A 15,620-nucleotide genomic window follows, 5' to 3' on the forward strand; every position below is an offset into this window, starting at 1 on the left:
AACTAGTCCGCCTTCGGCTGCGGCTGCGGCTGCGGCTCCGAAGCCGGCGCCTCGGCCTCGGCTCGAGAGACGAGGTGCACGATCGCCTCGGTGTGGAGCCGGAACAGCTCCGTGACGTCGGCGTCCCCGGTCAGGGACGCGAGGAAGATCCCATCGCCTCCGGCGAGGGCATAGGTGGCGAGCACCCGGGCATCCGCCTCTGGTAGCCGCGGACGGACCCGCCGGAACTCCGCCGCGATGCGCTCCAGGGCGTCCCCGCGCAGACGCAGATAGATTCCCCGGGCGGCCGGCTCCACGGGACGCTGCTCCAGCGCCAGCATCAGGCCCAGCCGGAGGAAGTCCGGGGACTCGCGGAACGTCCGGGCCACGCCCAGGCAGAAGGCGGTCACGCGCTCCCGCAGGGCTTCGCCCTCCCCGCGGGTGACCTGGCCCAGCCACAGCTCGACGCTCTCCTCGACAACAGCCGCCAGCAGTGCGTCCTTGTCCGCGAAATGCCAGTAGATCGAGCTCGCCGGGAGCCCGCTCGCCTTACTGACCCGCGCGATCGAGGTCCCCTCATACCCGCGTTCACCGGCCACCTCGGCGGCCGCCTCGATGATCCGGCGCCGGGACTCCCGGCCCTTGGCACGGGTGCGCCTGCCAGTGGACCCCGTTGGCTTCCCCGCCATCCGCTCCCCCGCTCCCTGTGTCCGGCGACTCATTGCGAATCGCCCCGGATCAGACTTACTGTAGTGATCACTACAGTACCGCGCGACGGCAGACGCCAGCGCAGGAAAGGTGGAGAAATGATCGAATCACTGACCCGGAACTGGTGGGTCCAACTCATCCGCGGAGCACTGGCGATCGCCCTGGGCGCGACCGCACTGGCCTCACCCACCACGGGCATGACGCTCGCGGTGTTCCTCGTGGCGGCCTTCGCCATCGGTGACGGCGCCATGACCATGACGACCGGAGTGGCACTTCCGGAACGGACCCCCGGCCGCGGTGGCCTCATCCTCGCCGGCGCCGGATTCATGATTCTCGGGCTGGTCGTCCTGTTCTGGCCCGGCATCTCGGCCACCGCGTTGATCCTGCTGTTCGCCGCCTGGCTGGTGGCCTCCGGCGCCCTCGTCGCCTACGGAGCCCAGACCCTGCGCTCCGAGATCCCCGACTCGTGGGTCATGGTGGCGCTCGGCGTGGTCCTGGCGGTGGTGGGACTCGGGCTGGGCGTCGTGGGCCCGGCAGCGGTAGACACGTTCGTCACCTTCGCCGGCTGGTTCGGTCTCGCCGTCGGCGCGGTCATGGCCGCCGTGGCGTTCCGACTCCGCGCCGACTCCGACCGGCTCGATGGCCGGGTGGCCGTCGCAGCCTGAACCGCGCCACCCTCATCCACCGGCAAGGGCCGGGCGTCGCAAGTGCGACGCCCGGCCCTTCTGCCATGTGACCGTGCCGCGCCCGGCCTCGCGCGACGGGGAGCGACCACCTACGGGCTTCCGGGCCCCGGGCGCATGTCGCGGCCCTGCGGTGTGCCACCGGGGTGACTCGGCCCGCTGTACTTCTCGAGGACGTCGACCTCCAGCGTCGGCGAGGGATCGAGATGCGAGAGCCCGTTGAAACAGAGGTTGACGATGTGCGCGGCGACCTCTTCCTTGGGCGGCGTGCGGGCGTCCAGCCACCACTGTGCGGTCCCGGAGACCATCCCGACCAGGGCCTGCGCGTACACACTGGTGGTGATGGGGTCGAACCCGCGGGCGACGAACTCCTCCTCGAGGATGTAGGTCACGCTCGCGGTGGCGTCGTTGAGCAGGGTCGAATACGAGCCCCCACCCACCGGGGACGATTCGCGCACGAGAATGCGGAAGCCGTCCGTGCGTTCCTCGACGTAGCGCAGCAGCGCCATCGCCGCGCGCTCGATGCGACGCCGCGACCCCTCACCCTGCAGCGCCTCGGTGATCTCCGCGCCGAGGTAGGCGAGCTCGCGGTCGCACACGACCGCGTAGAGCCCCTCCTTGCCTCCGAAGTGCTCGTAGACCACCGGCTTGGACACGCCCGCCGCGGCGGCGATGTCCTCCACCGTCGCGGCGTCGTAGCCGTTCTCGGCGAAGATCCGTCGGCCGACCTCCACCAGCTGCTGCCGCCGCTTGGCGGCGGACATCCTGGTCCTCGGTGTCGGTACGCCCACGCCCGTCATTCCCCACCCCTTTTGCTGATACCCCGAGGATAGCCACGCGCAGATTCCGCTCCCCCCGACCGGCGGCAACACCGCTGTTCACGTCGGGTCAGGCCCATCGGTGCGCAGGTACGCATCGGTGGGTCCGATCTCATGTGCCAGACTGGTGACGGCCCGTTCGCGGGCCGTTCCCCCGTGGTGTAATCGGCAACACTCCTGATTTTGGTTCAGGCATTTCAGGTTCGAGTCCTGGCGGGGGAGCTAGAAGATCCCGCCGAAGATCCCCACGGCCAGCACCAGCAGCAGGATCGCGATGATCGCGAACACCGCCAACGCCGGTTGCCGTGCGCGCCGCGGCTTCTCCTCCACCTCGGCATCGGGCTGGAAGGCCGGGTCCTGCCCGGGCTGCCCGGGTCCGTTCATTCCGGTCACGTGAATCGCTCCTCTTCCATCCGGGCGTAGGCCTCCAGCAGCTCGAGGGCGTGCTCCCCGGCAGCACCCTCCGCGCGCAGGCCCGTACGCATCGACTCCACCATCTCCCTACCGTGCGGGAACGGCGGCAGCAACGGAATATCCGGGTCGGTGATCGCGTCGATCACGGTCGGCCGGTCCGCCAGGACCGCCTCCTCCAAGGCGGGCACGAGCTGCTCGGGGTCCTCGACGCGCACCCCGCGCAGCCCCAGCAGTTCGGCGTAACCGGCCACGTCGAACGGCGGCACGTCCTGCGACCGGGCGAACCGCGGCTGGGCCTCGCTCTCGCGCTGCTCCCAGCTCACCTCCGCCAGGTCCCGGTTGCTGAGCACCACGATCACCATCGTCGGGTCCTCCCAGCTCGGCCACGCCTCGGAGACGGTGATGAGCTCGTTGATCCCGAGCATCTGGATGGCCCCGTCACCGGCCAGGACCGCGACAGGCTTGGCGGGCGCGGTGGCCTTGGCGGCGATCGCGTACGGGATCCCGCAGCCCATCGACGCCAGCGTGCTCGACAGGTGCGCAGGGACGGTCGTCGGCAGGCTGATCTGCCGGACGTAGTGGTAGACGCTGCTGCCCACGTCCACGGCAAGGCGCGCATCGTGCGGCAGGCGCTCGCCCAGTCGCCGCGCGACCAGCTCCGGGTTCAGCCCGCGCGCCGGCACCTCGGAGCGCATGCGGGAGATCTCCCACCACTGCCCCACCCACTTCTCCACGTCGCCGCGCCAGGCGGAGCGGTCGCGGTCGGCCACGCGTCCGGTGAGCTCTCGCAGTGCGGCCGCGGCGTCGCCCACCATGCCGACCTCGATCGGATACCGGTTGGCCAGGTGCACCGGGTCCAGGTCGATCTGCACCGCCCGCGCCCGCCCAGGCTCCGGGTAGAACTCGGTCCAGGGGTCGTTCGATCCGACGATGAGGAGGGTGTCGCAGTTCTGGAGGATGCGCGCGCTCGCCGTCGTCCCCAGATGGCCCATGGTGCCGCCCACCACCGGCGAGGACTCGTCCACGTAGGGCTTACCCAACAGGCTCATCGTCACGCCGGCGTCCAGGCGCTCGGCGAGTTCCATCAGCTCGGCCTGCGCACCGGCGACGCCGCGCCCGGCCAGGATCGCGATCCGCTCCCCCGCGTCGAGCACCTCCACGGCGCGCGCCACGTCGTCGTCGCGGGGGGTGGTGACCCCGTGGGTCCATTCGGGGGCGGTGACCACCACCCCGTGCTCCTGGTCGAGGTCCTCGCCCAGCTCCGGGGCCTCGGCGTTCTGCACGTCGTGGGGAAGGATGACGACGACGGGGGTCCGGTGCGTCAACGCGGAGCGGAACGCCCGGTCGATCACCATGGGCGCCTGCTCGGCCGACGTCACCGTCTGCAGGTACGGCCCGGCCACGTCCGCGAAGACGTTGCCCAGGTTGATCTCCTGCTGGTAGCCCGAACCGAGCACGCCGGTGTGCTGCTGCGCGACGAGCGCCACCACGGGCACGCTGTCGAGTTTGGCGTCATAGAGCCCATTGAGCAGGTGTATCGCGCCGGGGCCCTGCGTGGAGGTCATCACCCCGACCGCGCCGGAGTACTTGGCGTCGGCCACCGCCATGAACGCCGCCGACTCCTCGTGGCGGGCCCGCCCGAACGCCGGGGCGATCTCGGCGCGCTGCAACGCGCCGAGCAGTGGGTTGTTGCCGTCCCCGGCGTAGCCGTAGATCCGTTCGACGTCCCAGGCCACCAGTCGTTCGACGACGAGGTCGGCCACCGTCCTGTCCGTGGTCATACGCGTGCCCCTTCCGCTCGTCAGCCGTAGTGGCCCCACCGTAGGGGGCGCACCCGCGGCCCTCCACCGGTGATGGTGGCGTGGGCCCGCGGAACCGGTTGTCCGGCGGGTGGGGTGGTCCTATCGTCCGGGCATGGACACCGATCTGAAGGCACTCGCCCTGGTGTGCTCGCTCAAGGCCTCGCCCGCCGAGTCGAGCAGCGACCTCATCGCCCGGCAGGTCCTCGACGAACTCGCCGGTCACGGCGTGACCGGGGAGACCGTCCGGGTCGCGGACTTCGACGTCCGTCCGGGGGTCGACGACGACATGGGCGACGGCGACGAGTGGCCCGCCATCCTCGACAAGGTCCGAACCGCCGACGTCCTCGTGCTGTCCACGCCGACGTGGCTCGGCAATCCGTCCAGCATCGCGCAGCGAGTGCTGGAGCGTCTCGACGCGCAGCTGTCGGCCACCGACGACGAGGGCCGTCCCGCGATGTTCGGCAAGGTCGCCGTGGTCGCGGTGGTGGGCAACGAGGACGGCGCGCACAAGATCGTCGCCGACATGTTCCAGGGCCTGAACGACATCGGGTTCACGATCCCGGCGCAGGGCTGCACCTACTGGAACAACGAGGCCATGAACCCGGTGGACTACAAGGACCTCGACTCCACGCCGTCGGCCGTGGCCTCGACCATCACCACGCTGTCGTCCAACGCGGTGCACCTGGCGCGGTTCCTCCGCAGCGAGCAGTACCCGGCGGTCTAACCCTTGGTGCTCCGCTCGACCGCGCTGCGGACGGTGTAGCGCAGGAACGCCGGGAAAGCGATCGCGCAGATCACCACGCCGATCACCACCAGCACGCCACCACCCGACGCGGCGACCGCCGTGCCGACCGAGGCCGCCGCCACGCCGTGCGCGACGTCGCCGATCCGCGGGCCACCGGCCACGACCACGATGAACACGCCCTGCAGACGGCCGCGCATCTCGTCGGTGGCCGAATCCAGCAGGATCGCCTGGCGGAACGCGGCCGAGATCATGTCGACGGCTCCGCCGAACGCCAGCGCGGCGAGCGCCAGCCATAGCCACCACGCGGAGCCGCCGGGCGAGGACGCGCCCACGAACCTCCCGAACGCGACCATCGCCGCGCCCCACAGCGCCACGCACACCAGCACCGCCAGGCCCTGCCTGCGCACGCGCGGGATCCACCCGGAGAACACCCCGCCGGCCACGGCGCCCACGCTCATCGCGGCGAACAACAGACCGAGGGCGGTCCCGCCGGTCGCGGGGTCGCCGAAGGACTCGGTGGCGATCTGCGGGAACAGTGCCCGCGGCATGCCGAAGACCATCGCGATGATGTCCACGAGGAACGAGGCCAGGAGGATGCGGCGGGTGGCCAGGTAGGCGAACCCGTCGATCACCGACCGCAGCCCCACCGACCCGCGCTCCCCCTCGACCGGCTGCGGCGGGAGCCGGAACACCGCGTACAGGGTGGCCAACAGCGCGACGGCGGTGAACAGGTACATCGTCGACAGGCCCAGGACCGGGATGAGGATGCCCGCGGACAGGGGCCCGACGATCGCCCCGAACTGCATCACGGTCATGTTCAGGGCCGAGGCGGAGGCAAGCTGGTCGGAGGGGACGATCCGGGGGATGATCGCCGAGCGGGTGGGCTGGTTGACCGCGAAGAACGCCTGCTGCACCGACAGCAGCACCATCACCACCCAGACGTTCCGGTTGCCCGCCGCGGCCTGCGCCCAGAACAGCAGTGAAGTGACGATCAGCCCGGTGGTGGTGACCATGAGCAGGCGACGCCGGTCGAGGGCATCGGCCAGCGCGCCGCCCCACAGGCCGAACACCACGAGGGGCACCAGCGCGAACACGCCGGTGAGCCCCACATACGCAGAGCTGCGCGTGATCTCGAAGACCTGCTGCGGCACCGCGACGATCGACAGCTGCGCCCCGATGACCGTGACGATGTTGGCGAGCCACAACCTGCGGAAGTCCGGCGCCCGGAGTGGGCGGGTATCCGCCAGCTGGCGCCTCAGAACTGACACGCGGGGCAGGCTACTCCGCCTCAAGACGGTTCGAATCGCCGGAGTCACCCTCTATCCTTGGGGCTCTGTCCGCCTTGGGACCCTGTCCGCTCGCCGGACGTACCCGGACCCATCCATCACCACCACCGTGCGCGTGCGGCGCGCCGAGGAGACTCGATGACCACACCCGAGACCGACCGTTCAGCGCCCGACCATGCACAGACCGCGGTCATCGTCCTGGCCGCCGGATCCGGCACCCGGATGAAGAGCGCCACCCCCAAGATGCTGCACCGGGTGTGCGGGCGGACGATGCTCGGCCACGCACTGCACGCCGCGGCGGGGCTCGAGCCGGACGCGATCGTCGTGGTCGTCGGCCATCAGCGCGACCAGGTCTCGGCGGCGGTCGACGAATTGTCGGCCGAGCTCGGCGTGCCGGTCTCCACCGCGGTGCAGGAGGAGCAGAACGGGACGGGCGACGCCGTCGCGGCCGGGATGTCGGGACTGCCCGCCGACTTCTCGGGCACCGTGCTCGTCACCACCTCGGACATCCCCCTGCTCGACGCCGACACCCTGCGCGAGGTCGTGACGCGCCACGACCTGCGACCGCGCGCCGCGGTCACCGTCCTGACGTCGACGGCACCCGACCCCACGGGGTACGGCCGCATCGTGAGGAACGACGACGGCGAGGTGCTGCGGATCGTCGAGCACAAGGACGCCTCGGAGGACGAGCGGGCGATCGACGAGGTCAACTCCGGCATCTACGCCTTCGACGCCCTCGTCCTGCGGGACAAGCTCGGGCAGCTGGGCACGGACAACTCGCAGGGCGAGCTGTACCTCACCGACGTCATCCAGCTCGCGCGGCGCGACAACGGCCTCATCCGCGGGCACCGTGTCGAGGACCCCGATCTGGTCGCGGGCGTCAATGATCGCGTGCAGCTCGCAGCCCTGGCCGGCGAGATGAACCGTCGCCTCTGCGAGTCGGCGATGCGGGGCGGCGCGACGATCGTCGACCCGTCCAGCACGTGGCTCGACGTCGGCGTGGCCACGGGCCGCGACGTGACGATCCTGCCGGGCACCCATCTGACGGGCGCCACCGAGATTGGCGACGGTGCGACCGTCGGACCGGACACCACGCTGCAGGACACCGTGGTCGGCGAGGGCGCCACGGTCGTGCGTTCACATGCGGTGCGCGCCACAATCGGGGCTGGCGCGGAGGTGGGCCCGTTCGCCTACCTGCGGCCCGAGGCGGACCTGGGCGAACGGAGCAAGATCGGCACGTTCGTCGAGGTCAAGAAGTCGACGATCGGGGCGAACACCAAGGTGCCGCACCTGACCTACGTGGGCGACGCGACGATCGGCGAGCACACCAACATCGGGGCGTCGAGCGTGTTCGTCAATTACGACGGGGTGAACAAGAACCGTACAGTGATCGGCGATCACTGCCGCACCGGTTCGGACACCATGTTCGTCGCACCTGTGACCGTCGGAGACGGGGCCTATTCGGGCGCGGGTACCGTGATCAAGGACGACGTCCCACCCGGAGCCCTCGCGGTTTCGGGCGGACGGCAGAGGAACATCGACGACTGGGTGATCGAGAACCGGCCCGATTCCGGTTCTGCAGAGGCCGCCCGTCGTGCCCGGAACGACTCCCAGAAGGACGGACTCACGCAGTGAGCGAGTGGATCGACAACCAGAAGAACCTGATGTTTTTCGCGGGGCGCGCGCACCCCGAACTCTCCGACCAGGTCGCCGCCGAACTGGGCGTCGAGGTCACCCCCCAGACCGCCAGGGACTTCGCCAACGGCGAGATCTTCGTCCGCTTCGAGGAGTCCGTCCGCGGCTGTGACGCGTTCGTGCTGCAGAGTGCCCCGGCGCCGCTGAACAAGTGGATCATGGAGCAGCTCATCATGATCGACGCGCTCAAGCGGGGAAGCGCCAAGCGGATCACCGCTGTCCTGCCGTTCTACCCGTACGCGCGGCAGGACAAGAAGCACCGCGGCCGCGAGCCGATCTCGGCCCGTCTCATCGCGGACCTGCTCAAGGCCGCCGGCGCGGACCGCATCATCACGGTCGACCTGCACACCGACCAGATCCAGGGCTTCTTCGACGGTCCCGTGGACCACATGCACGCCCAGGGCCAGCTCTCGGACTACGTCCGGCAGCACTACGGGACCGACAACATCGTCGTGGTCTCCCCCGACGCCGGCCGCGTCAAGGTGGGCGAGAAGTGGGCCGATGCCCTCGACGGCGCGCCGCTCGCGTTCGTCCACAAGACCCGCGATCCCAACGTGCCCAACCAGGTCAAGTCCAACCGCGTGGTCGGTGACGTGGAGGGCAAGACCTGCGTCCTGATGGACGACATGATCGACACCGGTGGCACCATCGCCGGCGCCGTCAAGGTCCTCAAGGACGCGGGTGCCGGCGACGTCATCATCGCCACCACCCACGGCATCTTCTCCGATCCGGCCGCCGAGCGTCTCGCCAACTGCGGGGCCAAGGAGGTCATCACCACCGACACGCTGCCGATCCCGCCGGAGAAGCGGTTCGAGAACCTCACCGTGCTGTCCATCGCGCCACTGCTGGCCCGGACCATCCACGAGGTCTTCGAGAACGGGTCGGTGACCAGCCTCTTCAACGGGAACGCCTGACATGACCGCGGACCCGGCGGGGCGCGCCACGATCTACCACAACCCCCGCTGCTCCAAGTCCCGGCAGGCGCTGGAGCTGCTCCGCGAGCGGGGTGTGGAGCCGACGGTCATCAAGTATCTCGACACTCCCCCGGACGTCGAGCAGTTGCGCACCCTCATCTCCGACGCCGGTCTGACGGTGCGGGAGGCGGTGCGCGTCAAGGAAGCCGAGTTCACCGAGCTCGGCCTCATCGACGCCTCCGATGACGACCTGCTCGCCGCGATGGTCGCCCACCCCCGGCTCATCGAGCGGCCCTTCGTCGTCACCGACAAGGGCACCCGCCTCGCGCGTCCCACGGCGGCGGTCGAGGAGATCCTCTGACGTCCCATCGCTGACGGCGCCTCGCCTGCGTCGAGCCCGCTGCGCTCTCATCCGAGAGCGGCGGGCTCGACGCGATTTTGGGCCCCGCACCCCTCGGCGCTAGGCTGGTCGGGTCATCTCGGCGAGGGAGGACCCGCATCAACCCGGGTCACTCCGTTATCGACGCGATCATTGTCGGCGTGGTCCCGGTGGACCGGCCCGGCGATCGTCTCGATCGCCGAGGAGGTCATCACCCGCAGAGCGTCCCGCTCTCCCACCCGACGAAAAGGCAGTCATGGCCAAGGAAATCAACAACCTCAAGACCTCTACCCGCACCGAGTTCGGCAAGGGTTCCGCCCGCCGCGCCCGTCGCGAGGGCAAGGTCCCCGCGGTGCTCTACGGCCACCACACCGAGCCCCGCCACCTCCTGCTCGACGCGCTCGAGTTCGCCGCCGTCCTCCGCGCGCACGGCACCAACTCCCTGCTCACCCTCGACATCGAGGGCGAGGAGCAGCTGGCGCTGCCCAAGCAGATCGACGTGCACCCGCTGACCCGCATCATCGAGCACACGGACCTGCTCGTCGTGCGCAAGGGCGAGAAGGTCGTCGTCGAGGTCTACGTCGTCCTCGAGGGTGAGGCCGCCCCCGGCACCCTGGTCACGACGGACGCCGACTACATCGAGATCGAGGTCGAGGCCACCGATATCCCCGAGGAGTTCACTCTCTCGGTGGAGGACGTCGAGGCCGGCACCCAGTTCACCGCCTCCGACATCACGCTGCCCGCCGGCGCCACCCTGGTATCCGACCCGGAGACCCTGCTGGTCAACGTCATCGAGGCGCCGTCCGAGTCCGACCTCGAGGAAGACGAGGAGGCTGCGCCCCAGGGCGAGGCCGCCGAGGACGCCGCGAAGGCTGCCGAGGAGGAGTGATCCTCCCCCGCCTGATCCAGGCGGACGTCGCCTGAACGGCGGCACCCGGCCACGGGCCCGGAACGACCACAGCGTCGTACCGGGCCCGTCCCGCATTTCGCCAGCCCGGCCCCTCCACGCCGGGGACCCGGATCAGCCGCGGACGAGGCCGATCGCCAGGACCAGCATCATCACGGCGATGCCGGCGTCGAGCACCCGCCACGCCCCGGGCCTGGCGAACAGCCCCCGCAACGCCTTCCCGCCGAACCCTATGAGCGAGAACCACAGCACGCCCGCGATGAAGGCCCCGGCCGCGAATACCCAGCGCAGGTCGCCCCCCTGTTGGTTGGCGAGCGTGCCGAGAAACACGACGCAGTCGAGGTAGGCGTGCGGGTTGAGCCAGGTGAACGCCGCGCACGCTGCCACCGCCCCGAGCGTCGACGGGACCCGCGCACCGCCGTGAACCTGCAACCCGTCGCCGGGCCGGATCGCGCGGGACGCGGCGAACGCCCCGTAGGCCAGCAGGAACACGACCCCGATCCACTTCATGACCGTGATCGCCGCCGGCGCCGATTCGATGAGCACCCCCACGCCCGCCACGCCGAGCAGGATGAGCGCGGCCTCGGACACCACGCAGAAGGCGACGATGGGAACCATCGCCACATCGCCACGGATCGAACGCTGGAGGACGTAGGCGTTCTGCGCGCCGACGGCGGCGATGAGCCCGAGGCCCATGCCGACGCCCATGAGAAGTGTGGAAGTAGCGGTCACGACCTCACGGTAGGCCCGATTTCTTCAGTAGTGCCACTGCACTTTCTGCACTAGCATTAGCTGTGCTTATGAACACTCTGCAGCTCGATCACCTCCGCACCCTCGCCGCCGTCGTGGACCTCGGCTCGTTCGAGGCCGCCGCCTCGCACCTGCACATCACCCAGTCGGCGGTGTCCCAGCGGGTCCGCGCACTCGAGGAGTCCGCGGGACGGATCCTCGTCCGTCGCGAGCGCCCGATCTCTGCCACCGCCTCCGGCGAGATCGTGCTGCGCACAGCGCGGCAGATGCTCCACCTCGAGGAATCCCTCGCCGGCGAACTCGACGACCCGGCGTCGGCCCAGGAGCACGTGGTCCTGGCCGTGGCGTGCAACTCCGACTCGCTGGCCACCTGGTTCCTCGATGCCATGACCGAGGTCCACGCGGCCGGCCGGGTGGTCTTCGACATCCGCCGCGAGGACGAGTCCCTGTCCAGCGAGTTGCTGCGGCGCGGCGAGGTGATGGCCGCGGTGACCAGCCAGTCCCGGCCGGTCCAGGGTTGCCGCTCGCAGCCCCTGGGGTCCATGCGGTACCTGGCCTGCGCGAGCCCCGGGTTCGTCGCCCGGCACCTGCGTGACGGCTCGACCACCGCCGCGCTCGGCCGGGCCCCCATCGTCGACTTCGACCGCAGCGACGGCCACCAGAACAACCACTATCGCCGCCTGGCCCGCCGGGAACCCACCGGACCGCGGCACTTCATCCCCAGCTCGCACGATCACGTCCGGGCGATCGTCGCCGGGCTGGGCTGGGGCCTGATCCCCGAGCACCTCGCCACCCCGTGGCTGGTCTCCGGCGAGATCGTCGACGTCTCCCCCGACCATTTCCTCGACGTCCCCCTGTTCTGGCAGCACTGGAAACTGCAGTCACCCGACCTCGACGCCCTCACCGCCGCCGTCCTCGACACCGCCCGCACCGAGCTGCGGAACTGATCGGACAGGTGCGCCCGGGCGGGCCGACGCCGTCTGGGATCATGGCCCCGTGACTACCGCTTCCACGTCCGGCCCCACGCCCGGCCCCACGCTCATCGTGGGTCTGGCCAACCCCGGACCCGACTACGAGGGCACCCGCCACAACATCGGCTGGGACGTCCTGCAGGAGTTGGCGTCCCGCGCCCTGCCGATGCCGGCGAGCTTCTCCACCCACAAGCGGACGAACTGCGAGATCGCCCAGACCCGGCTCGCCGACAAGCCCGTGGTCCTGGCCCGCCCCCGCAGCTACATGAACCTCTCGGGCGGGCCGGTCGCCGCGGTCGCCAAGTACTTCTCGGTCACGCCCACCGACATCATCGTGATCCACGACGAGATCGACATCGACTTCGGGCAGGTCCGCCTCAAGCGCGGTGGCGGCGAGGGCGGCCACAACGGCCTGCGCTCGCTGTCCGGCTCACTCGGCACCCGCGACTACATCCGCGTCCGCGCCGGGGTGGGCCGCCCGCCGGGCCGCATGGCGGTGGCCGACTTCGTACTCAAGCGCTTCTCCAAGCTCGAGCAGCCCGATGTGCCGTTCCTCATCCAGGACGCCGCCGACGCCGTGGAACTCCTCCTCAAGCACGGGCTGGAGGCGGCCCAGAACCAGGTCCACTCCGCGTGACGCGCTCCCGGCGGTTCGAGCGCGAGGCCCACCTGGGCTCCGGAGCCGAGCTCTTCCGCCGCGCGGGTGCAGCACTCGTCACCTGGGACCTGCACCGGCGGGCAGGCCTCGTCGTCGACGCCACCGGGCCCGCCACCCCCGGCCGCACCGTCACCCTCCGGCCGCGAACGGGCCCGGGCGCGTGGCTACGGCTCACCGCCCCCTGCGAGGTCACGGAAGTCATCGACCGCCCGGACGCGCGGGGGTTCACCTACCGCGCCCTGCCCGGCCACCCCGAGCGTGGATGGGAGACGTTCCTCGTCCGGCACGATCCCGTCACCGACGCCGTCGCGCTCACCCTCACCGGTGAATCCGCGCACGCCACCCTGCTCGCCCGGCTGGGCGCACCCGTCGCCCGGCTCGAACAGGAGCGGATCACCCGCCGCTACCTCGCCGTCCTGCGCGACCGGCCCTGACCCGCGGCGCCCGGCGTGGACATCACAGTTCAGCAACGTCACAGTGCACGGACATCACAGTTCATAGAGCTCCCGCAGCCGGTCGAGCAGCGCCACCAACGACCCCTCCCTCAGCGCCTCCGCGACCGCGCCCTCGTAGAACCGCTCGGACCGGACCACCCAGGTGAGCAGCGCGCGGGTCAGGTCCTCGTCCGACTGCTCCGCCAACCCGGTGAGGTCGGTCAGGGAGCCGTCCGACAATCCGCGCCGCTCCAACTCGTCTAGGTAGCCGTGCCGGGTGAGCACTCCCCCGCCGAACGCCTCCATCACGGCCAGGGTGTCCTCGTCGTAGGTCGGGTACCGCACCAGGTAGGCGCCGTTGCGGTCCCGCCGACCGCCCGCCCAGGTCACGCCGTCCAGCCCGCGCAGCCGCTCCGTCACCGGCATCAGCCGCCGGAGCGCGGCCCTGCGCTCCTCCAGCTCGTGCCGGTCACTGCCCTCGCCCATTCCAGTCCCCGCCTCTGCGCGTCGACGTGACGCGGCTCGTGCGCACCGTAGCGACCGGGTACGACACCCGGCCGCGCGTCGCGTCGTTCACGGTTCATCGGTCGGGGCACGCTCACTCGTTACGAAAGCTATCGACTGGCGAGCTCGATCCCCGCCGGCGCCGCGCCTGACCTCGCGTTTCACGCACCACACCGACCTCGCGGGTCGCACCGCCGGATTGTGTGCTCACCCGTGGGCGGACGTACGCTGGGTGACGACGACGAGGGCCGTCGACTGCCAGAAGGAGTGCGCGTGACCGAGACCGCCGAGGACACCGGAACGGGCGGGCACGCCACGGATGCGGACGCCGCCGGGGACGTCACGTCCGAAGTCGCGCGCCGCAGGACGTTCGCCGTGATCGCCCACCCGGACGCCGGCAAGTCCACGCTCACGGAGGCGCTCGCGCTGCACGCCCGGGTGATCACCGAGGCCGGCGCGGTCCACGGCAAGTCGGGCCGCCGCTCGACCGTGTCGGACTGGATGGAGATGGAGAAGGCCCGCGGTATCTCCGTCAGCTCCACGGCACTGCAGTTCACCTACGCGCCAGAGGGCTCGAACCCCGGCGACGACCCGTACGTCATCAACCTGGTCGACACCCCCGGCCACGCCGACTTCTCCGAGGACACCTACCGCGTCCTCACCGCGGTCGACGCGGCGGTCATGCTCATCGACGCCGCCAAGGGCCTCGAGCCGCAGACCCTCAAACTCTTCCAGGTGTGCAAGCACAACGGTCTGCCGATCATCACGGTGATCAACAAGTGGGACCGACCCGGCCGGGCGCCGCTCGAACTGCTCGACGAGATCACCGAGCAGATTGGCCTGGTGCCCACCCCGCTGTTCATGCCCGTGGGCATCGCCGGCGACTACCGCGGCCTGCTGCGCCGCGGCGACGACGGCGCCCCCGAGGAGTACGTCCACTTCACCCGCACCGCCGGTGGCTCGACCATCGCGCCCGAGGAGCACTACGACCCCGACACCGCCGCCGAGCGCGAGGGCGACGTGTGGGAGACCGCGGTCGAGGAGTCCGAGCTGCTCTCGGCGATGGGTCAGGACCACGACCAGGAGCTGTACCTGGCCGGCGAGACCAGCCCGGTGATCTTCGCCTCGGCGATGCTCAACTTCGGCGTCCACCAGATCCTCGACGCGCTGGTCGAGCTGGCCCCGCCGCCGCGCGAGTGGCCGACCGTCTCGGGCGAACCGCGGAAGACTTCGGAGCCGTTCTCCGCCATGGTGTTCAAGGTGCAGGCCGGCATGGACGCCGCGCACCGCGACCGCCTGGCGTTCATGCGCGTGGTCTCCGGCGAGTTCGAGCGCGGCATGGTGGTCCAGCACGCCCAGACGGGCAAGCCGTTCACCACCAAGTACGCGCTGACGGTGTTCGGCCGCGACCGCACCACCGTGGAGACCGCCTACCCCGGCGACGTGGTGGGCCTGGTCAACGCCACGGCCCTCGCCCCCGGCGACACCCTCTACAGCGGTAGGAAGGTGCAGTTCCCGCCGATCCCACAGTTCGCCCCCGAGCACTTCGCGGTGGTCCGCGCCCAGTCGCTGGGCAAATACAAGCAGTTCCGCAAGGCCATCGACCAGCTGGCCGCCGAGGGCGTGGTACAGATCCTGCGCAACGACACCCGCGGCGACGCCAACCCGGTCATGGCCGCGGTCGGCCCCATGCAGTTCGAGGTGGTCACGGCCCGGATGAAGGCCGAGTTCAACGTCGAGGTCGTGGTGGACAACCTGCCGTACACGATCGCCCGCCGCACCGACGCAGAGTCGGCCGGCGAACTCGGCCGCCAGCGCGGGGTCGAGGTCTTCCAGCGCACCGACGGCGAACTGCTGGCCCTGTTCGGTGACAAGTGGCGGCTGCAGTACATCACCAAGGAGATGGAACACCTCACCATCGAGCCGCTGGTCGCCGACACCAACTAGCCCGCCCGCCGGACGGGCATCCTGGG

At 70.4% G+C, this 15,620-nt stretch carries 17 protein-coding genes and 1 tRNA gene; 11 read left to right on the forward strand and 7 right to left on the reverse strand.

All coding sequences use genetic code 11. From position 1 onward, the window contains the following. Nucleotides 1-2: 2 nt before the first annotated feature. The gene (locus AB5G72_RS11830) at nucleotides 3-668 is read right to left on the reverse strand and encodes a TetR/AcrR family transcriptional regulator (RefSeq protein WP_440219943.1); all 666 of its coding nucleotides are present in this window, start codon (nucleotides 666-668) and stop codon (nucleotides 3-5) included. Between the two features lie 117 nt (nucleotides 669-785). Between AB5G72_RS11830 and AB5G72_RS11835 the strand changes: the two genes are divergently transcribed. Then, entirely contained in the window at nucleotides 786-1,352 is a 567-nt protein-coding gene (locus AB5G72_RS11835; RefSeq protein WP_440219944.1) for an HdeD family acid-resistance protein, read from the forward strand. A 110-nt stretch (nucleotides 1,353-1,462) separates the two neighbouring features. Here the strand turns inward: AB5G72_RS11835 and AB5G72_RS11840 are convergent, their stop codons facing one another. Next, nucleotides 1,463-2,134 carry a TetR/AcrR family transcriptional regulator gene (locus AB5G72_RS11840; protein ID WP_067713378.1) on the reverse strand — a complete coding sequence of 224 codons (672 nt, stop codon included), beginning with the start codon at nucleotides 2,132-2,134 and terminating at the stop codon, nucleotides 1,463-1,465. Nucleotides 2,135-2,338: 204 nt separating this feature from the next. On the opposite strand from AB5G72_RS11840, the gene AB5G72_RS11845 reads away from it, so the two are divergent. Further along, nucleotides 2,339-2,410, forward strand: a tRNA-Gln gene (locus AB5G72_RS11845). Here AB5G72_RS11845 and AB5G72_RS11850 read toward each other — a convergent pair. After that, the gene (locus tag AB5G72_RS11850; RefSeq protein ID WP_325767487.1) at nucleotides 2,411-2,581 is read right to left on the reverse strand and encodes a hypothetical protein; all 171 of its coding nucleotides are present in this window, start codon (nucleotides 2,579-2,581) and stop codon (nucleotides 2,411-2,413) included. Continuing rightward, on the reverse strand, nucleotides 2,578-4,383 hold the full coding sequence (locus AB5G72_RS11855; protein WP_440219945.1) for a thiamine pyrophosphate-requiring protein: 1,806 nt from the start codon (nucleotides 4,381-4,383) through the stop codon (nucleotides 2,578-2,580). The genes AB5G72_RS11850 and AB5G72_RS11855 overlap by 4 nt, the downstream gene beginning before the upstream one ends. A gap of 133 nt (nucleotides 4,384-4,516) precedes the next feature. Between AB5G72_RS11855 and AB5G72_RS11860 the strand changes: the two genes are divergently transcribed. Beyond that, the gene (locus tag AB5G72_RS11860) at nucleotides 4,517-5,128 is read left to right on the forward strand and encodes a flavodoxin family protein (protein WP_440219946.1); all 612 of its coding nucleotides are present in this window, start codon (nucleotides 4,517-4,519) and stop codon (nucleotides 5,126-5,128) included. Here the strand turns inward: AB5G72_RS11860 and AB5G72_RS11865 are convergent. After that, the gene (locus AB5G72_RS11865) at nucleotides 5,125-6,408 is read right to left on the reverse strand and encodes an MFS transporter (protein WP_440221492.1); all 1,284 of its coding nucleotides are present in this window, start codon (nucleotides 6,406-6,408) and stop codon (nucleotides 5,125-5,127) included. The genes AB5G72_RS11860 and AB5G72_RS11865 overlap by 4 nt on opposite strands. Before the next feature lie 165 nt (nucleotides 6,409-6,573). Between AB5G72_RS11865 and glmU the strand changes: the two genes are divergently transcribed. The 4 genes from glmU (at nucleotide 6,574) to AB5G72_RS11885 (ending at nucleotide 10,312) form a co-directional block, all read left to right on the forward strand. Then, entirely contained in the window at nucleotides 6,574-8,070 is a 1,497-nt protein-coding gene (glmU, locus tag AB5G72_RS11870) for a bifunctional UDP-N-acetylglucosamine diphosphorylase/glucosamine-1-phosphate N-acetyltransferase GlmU (protein WP_067713368.1), read from the forward strand. Beyond that, nucleotides 8,067-9,044 (forward strand): ribose-phosphate diphosphokinase, encoded by a 978-nt coding sequence (locus tag AB5G72_RS11875; RefSeq protein WP_067713365.1) that lies wholly within the window; start codon nucleotides 8,067-8,069, stop codon nucleotides 9,042-9,044. The genes glmU and AB5G72_RS11875 overlap by 4 nt, the downstream gene beginning before the upstream one ends. Before the next feature lies 1 nt (nucleotide 9,045). Then, nucleotides 9,046-9,405, forward strand: coding sequence for an arsenate reductase (glutaredoxin) (gene arsC, locus AB5G72_RS11880; RefSeq protein WP_067713362.1), 360 nt, complete (start codon nucleotides 9,046-9,048; stop codon nucleotides 9,403-9,405). Nucleotides 9,406-9,679: 274 nt separating this feature from the next. Continuing rightward, nucleotides 9,680-10,312, forward strand: coding sequence for a 50S ribosomal protein L25/general stress protein Ctc (locus AB5G72_RS11885; protein WP_182635837.1), 633 nt, complete (start codon nucleotides 9,680-9,682; stop codon nucleotides 10,310-10,312). 132 nt (nucleotides 10,313-10,444) lie between these two features. Here AB5G72_RS11885 and AB5G72_RS11890 read toward each other — a convergent pair whose 3' ends face one another. Beyond that, the gene (locus AB5G72_RS11890; RefSeq protein ID WP_440219947.1) at nucleotides 10,445-11,062 is read right to left on the reverse strand and encodes a LysE/ArgO family amino acid transporter; all 618 of its coding nucleotides are present in this window, start codon (nucleotides 11,060-11,062) and stop codon (nucleotides 10,445-10,447) included. Between the two features lie 68 nt (nucleotides 11,063-11,130). Between AB5G72_RS11890 and AB5G72_RS11895 the strand changes: the two genes are divergently transcribed. Genes AB5G72_RS11895 through AB5G72_RS11905 form a run of 3 tightly spaced genes read left to right on the forward strand, consistent with a single transcriptional unit; the run spans nucleotide 11,131 to nucleotide 13,143 of the window. Then, the gene (locus AB5G72_RS11895) at nucleotides 11,131-12,027 is read left to right on the forward strand and encodes a LysR family transcriptional regulator ArgP (RefSeq protein ID WP_325767481.1); all 897 of its coding nucleotides are present in this window, start codon (nucleotides 11,131-11,133) and stop codon (nucleotides 12,025-12,027) included. A 49-nt stretch (nucleotides 12,028-12,076) separates the two neighbouring features. After that, nucleotides 12,077-12,688 carry an aminoacyl-tRNA hydrolase gene (gene pth / locus AB5G72_RS11900; RefSeq protein WP_440219948.1) on the forward strand — a complete coding sequence of 204 codons (612 nt, stop codon included), beginning with the start codon at nucleotides 12,077-12,079 and terminating at the stop codon, nucleotides 12,686-12,688. Further along, on the forward strand, nucleotides 12,685-13,143 hold the full coding sequence (locus AB5G72_RS11905; RefSeq protein ID WP_335673312.1) for a DUF1990 family protein: 459 nt from the start codon (nucleotides 12,685-12,687) through the stop codon (nucleotides 13,141-13,143). Before pth ends, AB5G72_RS11905 begins: the two co-directional genes overlap by 4 nt. A gap of 54 nt (nucleotides 13,144-13,197) precedes the next feature. On the opposite strand, the gene AB5G72_RS11910 is transcribed toward AB5G72_RS11905, so the two are convergent. Beyond that, complete coding sequence (locus tag AB5G72_RS11910; RefSeq protein WP_154828275.1) at nucleotides 13,198-13,629, reverse strand: DUF6508 domain-containing protein; 432 nt, start codon at nucleotides 13,627-13,629, stop codon at nucleotides 13,198-13,200. Nucleotides 13,630-13,920: 291 nt separating this feature from the next. On the opposite strand from AB5G72_RS11910, the gene AB5G72_RS11915 reads away from it, so the two are divergent. After that, complete coding sequence (locus AB5G72_RS11915) at nucleotides 13,921-15,594, forward strand: peptide chain release factor 3 (RefSeq protein ID WP_335673313.1); 1,674 nt, start codon at nucleotides 13,921-13,923, stop codon at nucleotides 15,592-15,594. Nucleotides 15,595-15,620: the final 26 nt, after the last annotated feature.

It is taken from the genome of Dietzia sp. MNB45, assembly GCF_051994785.1.
GTDB lineage: Bacteria > Actinomycetota > Actinomycetes > Mycobacteriales > Mycobacteriaceae > Dietzia > Dietzia kunjamensis.